Origin of the sequence: Streptomyces griseosporeus (assembly GCF_014656055.1) — a bacterium.
GTDB lineage: Bacteria > Actinomycetota > Actinomycetes > Streptomycetales > Streptomycetaceae > Streptomyces > Streptomyces griseosporeus.
The window spans coordinates 488138-501945 of the sequence record NZ_BNBR01000003.1; the positions used below are offsets into that span (position 1 = coordinate 488138).

7 protein-coding genes are annotated in these 13808 nt (G+C 73.2%); 3 read left to right on the forward strand and 4 right to left on the reverse strand.

The annotated features are described in order from the left end of the window. The first annotated feature begins 87 nt into the window (after nt 1–87). The 3 genes from IE308_RS16925 (at nt 88) to IE308_RS16935 (ending at nt 6020) form a co-directional block, all read left to right on the forward strand. The gene (locus IE308_RS16925; protein ID WP_110630518.1) at nt 88–825 is read left to right on the forward strand and encodes a response regulator transcription factor; all 738 of its coding nucleotides are present in this window, start codon (nt 88–90) and stop codon (nt 823–825) included. Then, entirely contained in the window at nt 822–1928 is a 1107-nt protein-coding gene (locus tag IE308_RS16930; protein ID WP_110630516.1) for a sensor histidine kinase, read from the forward strand. The genes IE308_RS16925 and IE308_RS16930 overlap by 4 nt, the downstream gene beginning before the upstream one ends. Before the next feature lie 291 nt (nt 1929–2219). After that, nucleotides 2220–6020 (forward strand): multifunctional oxoglutarate decarboxylase/oxoglutarate dehydrogenase thiamine pyrophosphate-binding subunit/dihydrolipoyllysine-residue succinyltransferase subunit, encoded by a 3801-nt coding sequence (locus IE308_RS16935; protein ID WP_190218590.1) that lies wholly within the window; start codon nt 2220–2222, stop codon nt 6018–6020. Between the two features lie 86 nt (nt 6021–6106). Here IE308_RS16935 and fxsT read toward each other — a convergent pair whose 3' ends face one another. From fxsT to IE308_RS16955, 4 genes are all read right to left on the reverse strand, one after another. Continuing rightward, on the reverse strand, nt 6107–9070 hold the full coding sequence (gene fxsT, locus IE308_RS16940; protein ID WP_190218591.1) for an FxSxx-COOH system tetratricopeptide repeat protein: 2964 nt from the start codon (nt 9068–9070) through the stop codon (nt 6107–6109). A gap of 70 nt (nt 9071–9140) precedes the next feature. Beyond that, a complete protein-coding gene (locus IE308_RS16945; protein WP_190218592.1) occupies nt 9141–10370 on the reverse strand; it encodes an FxsB family cyclophane-forming radical SAM/SPASM peptide maturase in 1230 nt (409 codons plus the stop codon). After that, nucleotides 10367–10519 carry a hypothetical protein gene (locus IE308_RS16950; RefSeq protein WP_162655607.1) on the reverse strand — a complete coding sequence of 51 codons (153 nt, stop codon included), beginning with the start codon at nt 10517–10519 and terminating at the stop codon, nt 10367–10369. The genes IE308_RS16945 and IE308_RS16950 overlap by 4 nt, the downstream gene beginning before the upstream one ends. Then, entirely contained in the window at nt 10516–13806 is a 3291-nt protein-coding gene (locus IE308_RS16955; protein ID WP_190218593.1) for an SAV_2336 N-terminal domain-related protein, read from the reverse strand. The genes IE308_RS16950 and IE308_RS16955 overlap by 4 nt, the downstream gene beginning before the upstream one ends. Nucleotides 13807–13808: the final 2 nt, after the last annotated feature.

Below are 13808 nucleotides of genomic sequence, written 5' to 3' on the forward strand. Positions count from 1 at the left end.
GCTTCCCTGACGCCGATCATTCAAGCGTCAATCGCAGTTCAAGGGATCACCCCACGGGTTCCGGAAAGCACACTTCAGGGGCGGGCGATGGAGCAGACACACACCTCCCACACCACGACGACGGCAACCCCGGGCGCCCAGCGCCGGGTCCTCGTCGTCGAGGACGACCAGACGATCGTCGACGCCATCGCGGCCCGCCTGCGCGCCGAGGGATTCCTCGTGCAAACCGCGGGCGACGGTCCGGCGGCCGTCGACACCGCCGAGGCCTGGCAGCCGGATCTGCTGATCCTGGACATCATGCTGCCCGGCTTCGACGGCCTCGAGGTCTGCCGGCGCGTCCAGGCCCAGCGGCCGGTGCCGGTGCTGATGCTCACCGCGCGCGACGACGAGACCGACATGCTGGTGGGTCTCGGGGTCGGCGCCGACGACTACATGACCAAGCCGTTCTCGATGCGGGAGCTGGCGGCGCGCGTGCACGTGCTGCTGCGGCGGGTGGAGCGGGCGGCGCTGGCCGCCGCGACGCCGCGCAGCGGGATCCTGCGCCTCGGCGAGCTGGAGATCGACCACGCGCAGCGCCGGGTGCGGGTGAAGTCGGAGGACGTCCACCTGACGCCCACCGAGTTCGACCTGCTGGTGTGCCTGGCGAACACGCCGCGCGCGGTGCTCTCCCGGGAGCAGCTGCTGGCCGAGGTGTGGGACTGGGCGGACGCCTCCGGCACCCGGACCGTCGACAGCCACATCAAGGCGCTGCGCCGGAAGATCGGCGCCGAGCGGATCCGCACCGTGCACGGTGTGGGCTACGCGCTGGAGACCCCGACGCCATGAGCGACGGGCCGGCCGCGCGGAGAGGCCCCGGGGAGCCCTGGGGCGGCGTACGCCCGTTCTCGATCAAGACGAAGCTGGCCGTCCTGGTCGTCGTCTCGGTGCTGATCACCACCGGTCTGTCGATGATCGCGGTGCAGACCAAGACCGAACTGCGGTTCATCATGGTCTTCTCCATGATCGCGACGCTGCTGATCACACAGTTCGTGGCGCACTCGCTGACCAATCCGCTGGACGAGATGAACACCGTGGCCCGGTCCATCTCGCACGGCGACTACACGCGCCGGGTGAGCGAGAACCGCCGGGACGAGCTGGGCGACCTGGCCCAGACGATCAACGCGATGGCGGACGAGCTGGAGGCACAGGACCGGCAGCGCAAGGAGCTGGTGGCGAACGTCTCGCACGAGCTGCGCACGCCGATCGCGGGTCTGCGGGCGGTGCTGGAGAACGTGGTCGACGGGATCGCCGAGGCCGACCCGGAGACGATGCGGACGGCGCTGCAGCAGACCGAGCGGCTGGGACGGCTGGTGGAGACGCTGCTGGACCTGTCCCGGCTGGACAACGGGGTCGTACCGCTGAAGAAGCGGCGCTTCGAGGTGTGGCCGTATCTGTCGGGCGTCCTGAAGGAGGCCCAGATGGTCGCGTCGGCGCGCGGCGGCATGGCCTCGGGCTCCGGCAGCCACACCCGCACGGACGTCCATCTGCATCTGGACGTGGATCCGCTGGACCTGACCGCGCACGCCGACCCGGAGCGCATCCACCAGGTCGTGGCGAATCTCATCGACAACGCGGTCAAGCACAGCCCGCCGCACGGCCGGGTGACGGTGCGGGCGCGGCCGGGCAGCGGGCCGCAGTCCCTCCAGCTGGAGGTTTTGGACGAGGGACCCGGGATACCCAAGTCGCAGTGGCACCGGGTGTTCGAGCGGTTCAACCGCGGGGTCGTCGCCCGTCCGCACGGTCCGGGCAGCGACGGCGGCACCGGACTGGGGCTGGCGATCGCCCGCTGGGCGGTGGATCTGCACGGCGGCCGGATCGGTGTGGCCGAATCCGAGCGGGGTTGCCGGATTCTTGTCACCCTTCCGGGAGAGACATCCACGTCGCGTTGACGTAGGGTCCGAACCGGAGTCCCAAGATCCACTGCCGTCCGCCCCGGCCGGCACGTGTGATCAGGCACAGGCCCGCACGCCCCGCGTGCAGGGCCCGCATCGCCGTATCCACAGGCCACAGCTCTGCACCGGAACCACGCTTGTTTCCCGCCATTTCCAGCGCCGAAACACGGCTTGAGATGTGACTTACGCGACGATCAACGGGCCCGACCTGACCTTCCCCCTCAGGGAGGCGTAGCCTTTATTCCCGCTGTCCATCACCTTGTGAAGCGGAAGAGGGCGGTTGCCGCCGTGTCGCCACAGTCCCCCAGTAACTCGAGCGCCCCTACGACCGACGCCGACCAAGCGGGCAAGAACCCCGCTGCCGCGTTCGGTGCGAATGAGTGGCTCGTCGACGAGATCTATCAGCAGTACCTCCAGGACCCGAATTCGGTAGACCGCGCCTGGTGGGACTTCTTCGCCGATTACAAGCCGGGTGCCCCGGCTGCGGCGGGTACTGCGGCCGCGGGGGCCGCAGAGACCACCTCCCAGACGCCCCAGGCCCAGGCTCCGGCCCCGCAGGCCGCCGCGCCGGCCGCTCCGGCGCAGCCCGCCGCGGCCGCCGCGCAGCCCGCCCCGGCCGCCGCTCCCGCGGCGAAGGCCCCCGCCCAGGCTCAGCCGGCGCGTCCCGCACAGGCGCCCGCTCAGCCGAAGGCGAAGGCCGAGCCGGCGAAGGAGGCCCCCGCGGGCCCCGAGCTGGTCACGCTGCGCGGTCCGTCCGCCGCGGTCGCGAAGAACATGGACGCCTCGCTGGAGATGCCGACGGCCACGTCCGTGCGCGCCGTCCCGGTGAAGCTGCTGTTCGACAACCGCATCGTCATCAACAACCACCTCAAGCGCGCCCGCGGCGGGAAGATCTCCTTCACGCACATCATCGGGTACGCGATGGTGCAGGCGATCAAGGCGATGCCGTCGATGAACTGGTCCTACCAGCTCAAGGACGGCAAGCCCACCCTGGTCAAGCCGGAGCACGTCAACCTCGGTCTCGCCATCGACCTGGTCAAGCCGAACGGCGACCGCCAGCTGGTCGTCGCGGCGATCAAGAAGGCCGAGACGCTGAACTTCTTCGAGTTCTGGCAGGCCTACGAGGACATCGTCCGTCGCGCCCGCGACAACAAGCTGACGATGGACGACTTCACCGGCGTCACGGTCTCCCTGACCAACCCCGGCGGCCTCGGCACCGTCCACTCCGTGCCGCGCCTGATGCCCGGCCAGTCCGTGATCATGGGCGTCGGCTCCATGGACTACCCGGCGGAGTTCCAGGGCACCAGCCAGGACACCCTGAACAAGCTCGGCATCTCGAAGGTCATGACGCTCACGTCGACCTACGACCACCGGGTGATCCAGGGCGCCGCCTCCGGCGAGTTCCTGCGCCAGGTCGCGAACCTGCTGCTCGGCGAGAACGGCTTCTACGACGACATCTTCGAGGCGCTGCGCATCCCCTACGAGCCGGTCCGCTGGCTCAAGGACATCGACGCCAGCCACGACGACGACGTCACCAAGGCCGCCCGCGTCTTCGAGCTGATCCACTCCTACCGGGTCCGCGGCCACGTCATGGCCGACACCGACCCGCTGGAGTACAAGCAGCGCAAGCACCCCGACCTGGACATCGTCGAGCACGGCCTCACCCTGTGGGACCTGGAGCGCGAGTTCGCCGTCGGCGGCTTCGCCGGCAAGTCGATGATGAAGCTGCGCGACATCCTCGGCGTGCTGCGCGACTCGTACTGCCGCACCACCGGCATCGAGTTCATGCACATCCAGGACCCCAAGCAGCGCAAGTGGATCCAGGACCGCGTGGAGCGCCCGCACTCCAAGATGGAGCGCGAGGAGCAGCTGCGGATCCTGCGCCGCCTGAACGCCGCCGAGGCGTTCGAGACGTTCCTGCAGACGAAGTACGTCGGCCAGAAGCGCTTCTCGCTGGAGGGCGGCGAGTCCGTCATCCCGCTGCTGGACGCGGTCATCGACTCCGCGGCCGAGTCCCGCCTGGACGAGGTCGTCATCGGCATGGCCCACCGCGGCCGGCTGAACGTGCTCGCCAACATCGTCGGCAAGTCGTACGCGCAGATCTTCCGCGAGTTCGAGGGCAACCTCGACCCGAAGTCGATGCACGGCTCCGGCGACGTGAAGTACCACCTGGGCGCCGAGGGCACCTTCACCGGCCTGGACGGCGAGCAGATCAAGGTCTCGCTCGTCGCCAACCCCTCGCACCTGGAGGCGGTGGACCCGGTCCTGGAGGGCGTCGCGCGCGCCAAGCAGGACATCATCAACAAGGGCGGCACGGACTTCACCGTCCTGCCGGTGGCGATCCACGGCGACGCGGCCTTCGCGGGCCAGGGCGTGGTGGCCGAGACCCTGAACATGTCGCAGCTGCGCGGCTACCGCACCGGCGGCACGGTCCACATCGTCATCAACAACCAGGTCGGCTTCACCGCGGCCCCCGAGTCCTCGCGTTCCTCCATGTACGCGACGGACGTGGCCCGCATGATCGAGGCCCCGATCTTCCACGTGAACGGCGACGACCCGGAGGCCGTCGTGCGCGTCGCGCGGCTGGCGTTCGAGTTCCGCCAGGCGTTCAACAAGGACGTGGTGATCGACCTCATCTGCTACCGCCGCCGCGGTCACAACGAGTCGGACAACCCGGCCTTCACCCAGCCGCTGATGTACGACCTGATCGACAAGAAGCGCTCGGTGCGCAAGCTGTACACCGAGTCCCTCATCGGTCGCGGCGACATCACCCTGGAAGAGGCCGAGCAGGCGCTGCAGGACTACCAGGGCCAGCTGGAGAAGGTCTTCACCGAGGTCCGCGAGGCCACCGCGCAGCCGGTCCCCGGTGACGTCCAGGCCCCGCAGGACGGCTTCCCGGTCGCGGTGCCGACCGCGGTCTCCTCCGAGGTCGTCAAGCGCATCGCCGAGTCCCAGGTCAACATCCCGGACAACATCACCGTCCACCCGCGTCTGCTGCCGCAGCTGCAGCGCCGGGCGGCGATGGTCGAGGACGGCACGATCGACTGGGGCATGGGCGAGACCCTCGCCTTCGGCTCGCTGCTGCTTGAGGGCGTGCCGGTCCGCCTGGCGGGCCAGGACTCCCAGCGCGGCACCTTCGGCCAGCGCCACGCGGTCATCATCGACCGCAGCACCGGCGAGGAGTACACGCCGCTGCAGTACCTCTCCGAGGACCAGGCGCGGCTGAACGTCTACAACTCCCTGCTGTCCGAGTACGCGGCCATGGGCTTCGAGTACGGCTACTCGCTGGCCCGCCCGGACGCGCTCGTGCTGTGGGAGGCCCAGTTCGGCGACTTCGTCAACGGCGCCCAGACGGTCGTCGACGAGTTCATCTCCTCCGCCGAGCAGAAGTGGGGCCAGACCTCCGGCGTCGTCCTGCTGCTGCCGCACGGCTACGAGGGCCAGGGCCCGGACCACTCGTCCGCGCGTCCCGAGCGCTTCCTCCAGCTGTGCGCGCAGAACAACATGACGGTCGCCATGCCGACCTCGCCGTCGAACTACTTCCACCTCCTGCGGTGGCAGGTGCACAACCCGCACCACAAGCCGCTGGTCGTCTTCACCCCGAAGTCGATGCTGCGCCTGAAGGCGGCGGCGTCGAAGGCGGAGGAGTTCACGAGCGGGCAGTTCCGCCCGGTCATCGGCGACAGCTCGACCGACCCGGCCGCGGTCCGCAAGGTCGTCTTCTGCGCGGGCAAGGTCTACTACGACCTGGAGGCCGAGCGGGCCAAGCGCGGCGTGACGGACACCGCGATCATCCGCATCGAGCGCCTGTACCCGCTGCCGGGTGCCGAGCTCCAGGCGGAGATCAAGAAGTACCCGAACGCCGAGAAGTACCTGTGGGCCCAGGAGGAGCCGGCGAACCAGGGTGCCTGGCCGTTCATCGCCCTGAACCTGATCGACCACCTGGACCTGGCGGTCGGCGCGGACATCCCGGCGGGCGAGCGCCTGCGCCGTATCTCGCGTCCGCACGGCTCGTCCCCGGCCGTGGGTTCCGCGAAGCGGCACCAGGCGGAGCAGGAGCAGCTGGTGCGTGAGGTGTTCGAGGCCTAGGCCTCCGGCGGCTCAGCAGCCACGAAGGGCCCGGCCCCGAGTTCTCGCGACTCGGGGCCGGGCCCTTCGGCGTGGACGGCGGCCGGTCAGATGGGCTGGGGCTCGAAGTCCCAGTAGGGGCGGTGCCGCTGCAGGATGCTCCGGGTGTGCGGGTGGTCGGCGCCGAGGAGCGCGGTGAGCCGGGTGACCGTGTCCTCGTGCAGGGCCTCCGCCTCCTCGCGTTCGCCCAGCTCGGCCAGGTCCAGGGCGAGGCCCGCGCGCAGGCTGATGGTGAGGATGTGGGTGTCGCCCAGGACCCGGGCGGAGCGGTCGGCGGTCTCCCGGCCCACGGCCGCCGCGGCGGCGACATCGCCGACGGCGGCGAGCGCGGCGACCTCGTTCTTGGCGCAGCCGAGCGTCCACGGATGGTCCCGGCCCACCGCCTTGCGCATCTGCCGCGCGGTCCGCCGGGACAGCTCCAGCGCGGCCCGGTGCTCGCCCAAGTCGCGCAGGATGGTGGCGACGTTGTCCCGGGCGCCGATCGCGTACGGGTGGCGGTCGCCGAGCTGGGCGGCGTAGTGGGTGGCGGTGGCCTCGGCCAGGTCGCGGGCCTCGCCGGTCTGGCCCATCTCGCGCAGCAGCATCGCGTAGTCGCACGACACCATCAGCGTCTCCGGGTGCAGCGGGCCGCGCCGGCGGATCAGCTTCTCGCGGACCCCGCGCAGCATGGCGTGCGCGAACTGCAGGTCCCCGACGCGACGGGCGCACAGGGCGAGGTTGTGCTCGGCGAGCAGGGTCTGGCTGTGGGTGCGGTCCAGGACCTGGCTGTGGACGCGGGAGTTGTGGCCCTGGATGGCGAGCGCCTCGCGGTAGTTGCCGAGCAGGCGCAGCATCCAGGCGGTGCGCAGCGCGGAGTTCAGGGTGAGGGCGTCACGGCCGCCGAGGACGTCCACGCGGGCCTCGAAGACGCTGCGGTGCAGGGCGAGGGACTCGGCGTAGTGCCCCTGGAGACCGAGGGCGACGGCGAGGTTGCTGCGGATGGCGAGGGTGCGGGGCACGTGTTCGCCGCCCAGCTCGGCGGCGGCGGTCGCGGCGGCCTCCTCGAACAGGGCGCGGGCCTCGTCGTAGCGGCCGAGCGCCATGAGGGTGCCGCCGAGGCCGTCCTTGGCGCGGATCACCTCGATCGGGCGGACCGCGTCGGCGTGCCGCGTCAGCCGGCCGAGGATCTGCCGGCCGACGGCCTCCGCCTCCTCGTACCGGCCGAGGCGGCGGAGCATGTTGGCGAGCTGGTGGACGGCGACGAGGACCGAGCGGTCGGTGTCGCCGGAGGTGACCCGCCAGCGCTCCACGGCCTCGCGGCTGAGCCACCAGCCGTCGTGGTACTCGCCGCGCATCCGCAGGTACTCGATGCAGTTCAGGACGAGTTCGCGGGCGTCGTCGTCGGTGGACTCCAGGGCGCCGGAGGGCTCCAGGTGCGGGATGAGCGCCGCGTAGCGGGCCCAGTTGCCGGCGGAGGAGGAGTCGCGCGGGTCGGCCGAGACGAGGACCTTGCGGGCGGCGGCGGAGTAGCGGGCGGCGTCCGCGGGCGACTGGATGGAGCGGACGAAGCGGTGGAAGAGGCGGTGCATCCGCAGGGTGCCGACGGTCTGGGTGTCCAGGCGGGGGCCGGGTTCGTACTCGATCCGCATGGAGGTGATCTCGGACAGCCGGCGCAGGGCGGTGTTCCAGCTGCTGGGCTCGGCGATCAGTTCGGCCAGCTCGGGCGGCAGGTCGCCGTGCCGGGCGCTCTGCAGCAGCCGTATCGGCACCACGTCGTGGGAGAAGCAGACGAGCAGGTTGAGCAGCTGCCAGGCGGACTCGGAGCCCTCGCGCAGGGTGTTGACGAGCTTGGCCCAGGCGACCTCGAAGCTCTCCGGGTAGTGGCCGGAGGGCATCACGCCGAAGCGGTCGGGGCGGCCGTCGCGGATGTCCCGGATGTAGTCGTCGACCGGCACGGTGGGGTTGATGTCCAGCCAGGCGGCCGTCTGGTCGAGCAGCAGCGGCATGTCCTCCACGGCCTCGGCGAGGCGGGCGGCCCGGGTGCCGTCGAGGCGTTCCGTGCGGCGCTGCAGGAAGGCGACGCTCTCGCCGCGTTCGAAGGCCGGTACGGCGATGTTCTCGGCGTGGGCGCCCCACTCGCTGCGGTGCGTGGTGACGAGGACGTGGCCGCACCCCTCGGGCAGCAGGTCGACGAGCCGGTCGGGGTCGCCGGCGCCGTCCAGCACGAGCAGCCAGGGCCGGGAGGTGCGGTCCAGTTCCCGGCGTACGGCCGTGATTGTGGCGGCGAGGTCACCGGCGTCCCGCAGGTCCAGGGCGGGCGCGAGGTCGGCGAACTGCTGGCGGGCGGTGACGCGCTGGGCCGCGTTGACCCACCACACGATGTCGTACTCGCCGGCGAACCGGTGGACGTACTCCAGGGCCAGCTGGGTCTTGCCGAAGCCGCCGGGGCCGAGCAGGGCCACGGCGGCGCCGTCGGTCCCGGCGGCGGAGAAGGCGCCGTAGACCTTCTCCAGCAGTTCGGTGCGGCCGATGAAGCGGCGGTTGCGGCGCGGGACCTGCCAGACGTCCGGCGGGTCGTCGGGGAAGCGGGGGCCGCGGCGCAGGTCGATCAGGGTGCCGGGGGCGGCGATGCCCGCGCACTCCAGGACGCGGCCGCGCGCCACCTCGGGGCGCAGACCGCGCAGTTCGACGGGGGCCAGCGGGATGGCCGCCGCGGGCATGGGCCGGGCGGTGATGCTGACGGCGGCGATGCGGTCCTGGTAGACGGGCAGCACCCGGCGCAGGGCGGCGGCCCAGGCCTCGAAGCGCTCGCTGCCCAGGCGCTCGTGCCAGTCGTCGATGACGAGCAGGACGCGGCCCGGCGCGCCCAGCAGCTCGGTGAACGCCTCGGCGGTCGGCGGGCGCCGCAGCGGGTTCCACCTGACCAGCGTGGTGCCCCGTCCCGCGGCCCGGATCTGGTGGTCGATCCACTTGGCCCAGGACTCGCTCTGCCCGGCGAAGACCACCGTGACGTGTCCGAGTTCTGCCGCCATCTCGCCGTTCCCCTCGACTGAGCCCGGTCACGAGTGTGCACAGGCCATTCAATTGTGCGTCAAATCGACTCTAGAGACATCGAGTTGAGCATTGTTCCGGTCGCCGGGACGGTCCGGTGGTCCGCTGCAGGCGGTGGGCTATGTGCCGGACGAGCTTCTCCAGGTCGGCGCAGTAGACGGACGGATGCCGGAACCCGGTCCCGGGAGCGTACCGGTGCACGTAGTTCCCGCCCCCGCACACCCTCCCCACGGGGCAGTTCAGGCACTCCTCGGCCAGGGCCCGCTCGCCCAGCTGCCGGGCGGCGACGCCGGGGTGGCGCAGGGCCTCGTCGAAGGAGTGCCGGAAGACGTCGAGCCCCGTCTCGGAGGCGCCCGGGTACGCCGACCGCAGCGCGTCGACCTGTTCGATGCTGCCGTCGGTCTCGACGACGACGGCGGCCAGCGGCGACAGCCCGACCGCCTCGGCGCGGCTGGGCGCGCCGAGGAGCAGACCGGCGATCTCCTGGAAGAGCCGGACGCGCATGCCGAGCCGGCCCTCGTCCCACCAGGCGTCGAAGACGGCGGCGAGCCAGTCGCCGTAGGGCGTGGGGCGGGGCCGGTGGCGACCCGGGGGCAGGCCGTCGGTGCCCGGGGGCGGGCTGCCCCAGTTGGCGTGTGGCAGGAGGAAGTCGGTGCCGGGCGGCCGCAGCTCCAGCAGGGAGCGGTAGACGTCGAGGGGGTCGGCGGCCAGGTCGATCGTGCACAGGATCCCGGCGTACGTCTGCGGCCGGGCCGCGAGCCGCCGGGCCGCGGCGTGTGCGGCGGGCCAGGCGGGGCGTCCGGCGTGGTCGGTGCGGCGGGCGTTGTGCGCGGCCCGGCCGCCGTCGAGGCTGAGCCCGACGCGCAGCCCGGCGGCGGCGAGCCGGTCGAGGGTGGCGTCGGTCAGGAGGGTGCCGTTGGTCTGCACGGTGGCGGTGACCCGGCAGCCGGCGGGGACGGCGCGGCGTACGGCGTCGGCGTAGGCGAGGACCGGGCCGGGGCCGGTGAGGAGGGGTTCGCCGCCGTGCAGTTCGATGCGGACGGCGTCGAGGCCGTGGGCGCGGACGTGCTCGGCGATGCGGTCGGCCGTGCGGCGCACGGTGCGGTCCGAGGCGCGGGCCGGGCGGTCCCGCCAGCCGTGGTCGGGCCCCTGGTAGAGGTAGCAGTAGGTGCAGTCCAGGTTGCAGCGGCCGTGCACCTTCAGCACGAACTGGCGGAACGGGACCGGTTCGTGGGCGGTGGTGTCCAGCACGGCGTACGGCCAGCGCGGGTGGCTCGTCATGGTGCGTCTTCGTAGTGGGCGACGACGGGGAACTCTCCCTCCCGGGAGCGGAGTTCGGCGAGGATCGCGGCCAAAACCGGGTGGTCGGTGTGGTCGGGCGGGGCCAGCTCCGGGAGGGGTATGGGGGTGTCGTCGGTGGGGAGAGTCACTCGTCGGCCGTTTCGGAGGACAGGCGGGAGATGCGTTTGCGGAGGACCGCCGCGAGATCCGGGTCACGGGTCGTGCGCAGGGCGAGGACGTAGTCGGAGCGGGCCGTCCTGGGCCTGCCCTGCAGCTCCCGGGCGCGGCCGCGTTCCAGGAGGGCCGCGGCCACCGACTCGGCGTGGTCGGCCTCCTCGCCGTACTCGACACCGCGGGTGCAGCAGTCGATCGCCCGGTGCAGGTCGGCGATCGCTTCCGTGCGTTCGTACAGCTGCCGGTGGACGGCGCCGCGGCTGGTCCAGCACTGTGCGAGGGAGACGGGGTCCTCGGCGCCGCGCACGGCCTCGGCGAGCAGCCAGTCGGCCTCGTACAGGTCGGTCAGCACGCCGGTCCGCGCGTAGCGCCGGGAGTAGGCGTCCGCCAGGGTGTGGCGCCGCTCCGGCAGGTCGGGGTCGTCCGGCGGGGTCGTGTCGACGGCCTGGCGCAGGTACTCGAAGCTCCTGGCGGCGTCCTCGGCGTCTCCGCTCACACGGTGCCGGACGGCCAGCACCAGCCCGAGCGAGCCGAGCAGGACCGGCCGGTCGGGGTCGTCCTCGCCGACCAGGCCCGCGGCCTCCTCCCAGGAGTCCACGGCGCGGTCGAGCTGGGCCGGGTCGGCGGTCCTCTGGTAGCGCTCGCCGTAGAGGGAGGCGGCCCACACGAGGCACCGGACCCTCAGCTCCGCGTCGTCGCCCGCCGCCTGCAGGGCCTGCTCGACGGCGTACACCAGGGCGCGCCGCTCCCGGCCGTCGTCACGGGGCGGCATCTGGATCTCGACGGCCTCGGCCACGTCGAGCCAGATCCGGGAGCGGTCGGCGCCGGGCAAGGCGCTCTCGTCGCGGACGGCCGCCATGAGGTCCTCGGCGGCGTTGGCGGCGGCCTCGTCGGCGGCGGCCCGGGCGTCCTCGTCGTGGTGGTGCCGGGCCAGGTCGAGCCAGAGCCGTCCGCGTACGGCCAGGCCTTCCTCGGAGGCGGCCAGGCGCAGCCAGACGTCGGCCGCGGACACGGCCCGTTCCAGGTGGCGGACGTACCAGTACGCGGCGTCGGTCCGCTCGGGCGGCCGCGAACGCGCCACGGCCCGGCGCACGTCCGCCAGTGCCCGCGCGGCCGTCCTGCGGTCGGCTTCGTCCCGCTCCGTCGCCTCCCCGGGCCGGGCCGCGTCGTCGACGACGGCGGAGAGGCTGTCGTCGGCCACGTACAGCAGCACACTCAGCGCGCGGTCCCCGGCCCGCGACGGCTCTTCCCGCGCCCACTCCCGCAGACGGTCCGGCAGCCCCTCGAAGTCCACGCCCCTGTCCTGCACCTGCTCGGCCTGCGCCCAGCACAGGACGCCCCGCAGCAGGCGCGCCCGGCCGCCGGCGCCGCCCTCGACCGCCTCCCAGGCCTCCCTGAGGTCCTCCCCGACGCGCCGCACCCGCCACCGGGCGAGCAGCGCGCCGGCCAGCTCCTCGCAGGCGGCCGTCCGGTCGTCGTCGGTGCGCGCGAGGGCCACCGCCTGCCGCAGGTACCCCACGGCGGCGTCCAGTTCCCGGGTGAGTCCGTCCCCGTCGAACCGCGCGTACGCCCGCCGCCCCCGCTCCAGCAGCTCCCCCGCGCTCTCCCCCGCCCCCACCGTCACCGCCGGCAGCCGGGCGCCCAGGTCGCGCAGGACCTCGGCCGAGACCTCGGCGAAGGCCAGCAGGCCGGCGGGCTCGCGGTCGCGGGCGCCGGTCAGCGGGTCCGCGCCCGCGTCGGGCGGGACCGCGCCGCGCAGGAACGCCCCGGCCAGCGCGGGGAAGTTGCGGGCGCTGCGCCCGAACTTGCGTTCCACGTACTCGGAGCAGTGCTTGAACAGCAGCTCCACCTCGTCCAGGGAGAGGCGGGCGCGCAGCTCGGTGGCGACCCCGGGCAGGAAGTCGTAGCGCACGGCGCGTGGGTCGTCGGTGTCCTCCCGCCGCCGCAGCAGTCCGCTGAGCAGCACCTCCGACAGGACGTCCGGGCCGCTGCCGGCCAGCATGGCGTGCTGCACGAGCTGCATCACCGGCAGGTACAGCGGCACCGCCGACAGGTAGACCGCGAGCCGGCGCGCCTCGGCGGAGGCCGGCCGCCAGAACGCCGCGACCCGTTCGGCGGCGGTGCGCTCCTGCGCGGCCCGCACCGGCGCCGTGGAGGCGGGGTGGTCGGCCCGCACCCACCCGGCCGCGGCGGCCAGCGACTGTCCCGTGGCGCCGGACACCAGCCGCGCCCAGCCCTCCACCGACTCCCGGCGCAGCGCGAGGACGGGGACCGGTGACGCGCCGGGCTCCGCGGCTCCCCGCTCGGGCCGGAACGTCAGCGCCCCGGCGGGGCCCTCCTGCCGGTGCAGCAGCCCGCGCCGGGCGGGCAGATGGGTGCGCAGCCACATGCGCTGCGGCAGCGGCTGTACGACGGCCACGGGCGCCGTCGCCGCCCAGCGGTGCAGCAGCCGCTGCACCCGGCCGCTGCGCCACATCGGGCCCGCGCAGTCGCTGAGGACCAGCGTGACGCGCCGTCCGGTGGGGTCGCTGAGCTGTTCCGGCGCGTAGAGGGCGGCGGTGGGCTCGGGCGTGGCCGCGCAGCCGGGCAGGCCGCCGGGCGACTCGTGCAGGTAGCGGACCTGGACCTCGCGGAAGGCGCCGGCGCGGGCGCAGACCTGGCGCAGTTCGTCGAGGGCCTGCTGCCACACCACGGTGGAGGTGGAGACGTCCATGAGGAGCAGCAGGCGGGCCTCGCGGCGCCGGTCGGTGCGCAGGACGGGCAGCACGAGCCGGGACTCGGCGGCACGTTCGGCGGTGGCGTGCTCGTCGAGGGTGCGCGGTACGGGCCGGACGGGGGCGCGGTACCGCTGGAGGGGCCGTAACCCGCGTTGCAGGGCGAGGGGTTCGGGCAGGGCGGGAGCCGCGGGGACGCGGACGGGGGTCATCCGGGTGCCGGTGCCGTCGCCGCCCGGGCCGGGCGCGAAGAGGCGGGCGCCGTCGGGCTGAGCGGGCTCGCCGTGCTCCGCCGGGAGGGTGGGCGCGTGCGGGGCGTGGGGGTGCACGGCGCGGGCGCCGCCGGAGGCACCGGGGGCGTTGTCGCCGGGGGTGCCGTGCGGCCGGGTGCGCTGCTGCGGTGCCGGTGGCAGCCAGCGGGCGAGCCATAACGCGTCGGCGAGTTCCTCGACGCCGGGTTCGATGTCCGCGTCCCGCATACGCGCGACCAGCGCCGTGAGCGCGGGGCTCACGGCGCCTGCCGGGGTGCCGGGGGCGCGGGCGGCCATCG

Coding starts and splice junctions, on each gene's coding strand:
- IE308_RS16925 (WP_110630518.1), top strand. CDS start 88: ATGGAGCAGACACACACCTCCCACACCACGACGACGGCAACCCCGGGC.
- IE308_RS16930 (WP_110630516.1), top strand. CDS start 822: ATGAGCGACGGGCCGGCCGCGCGGAGAGGCCCCGGGGAGCCCTGGGGC.
- fxsT (WP_190218591.1), bottom strand. CDS start 9,070: ATGGCGGCAGAACTCGGACACGTCACGGTGGTCTTCGCCGGGCAGAGC.
- IE308_RS16945 (WP_190218592.1), bottom strand. CDS start 10,370: ATGACGAGCCACCCGCGCTGGCCGTACGCCGTGCTGGACACCACCGCC.
- IE308_RS16955 (WP_190218593.1), bottom strand. CDS start 13,806: ATGGCCGCCCGCGCCCCCGGCACCCCGGCAGGCGCCGTGAGCCCCGCG.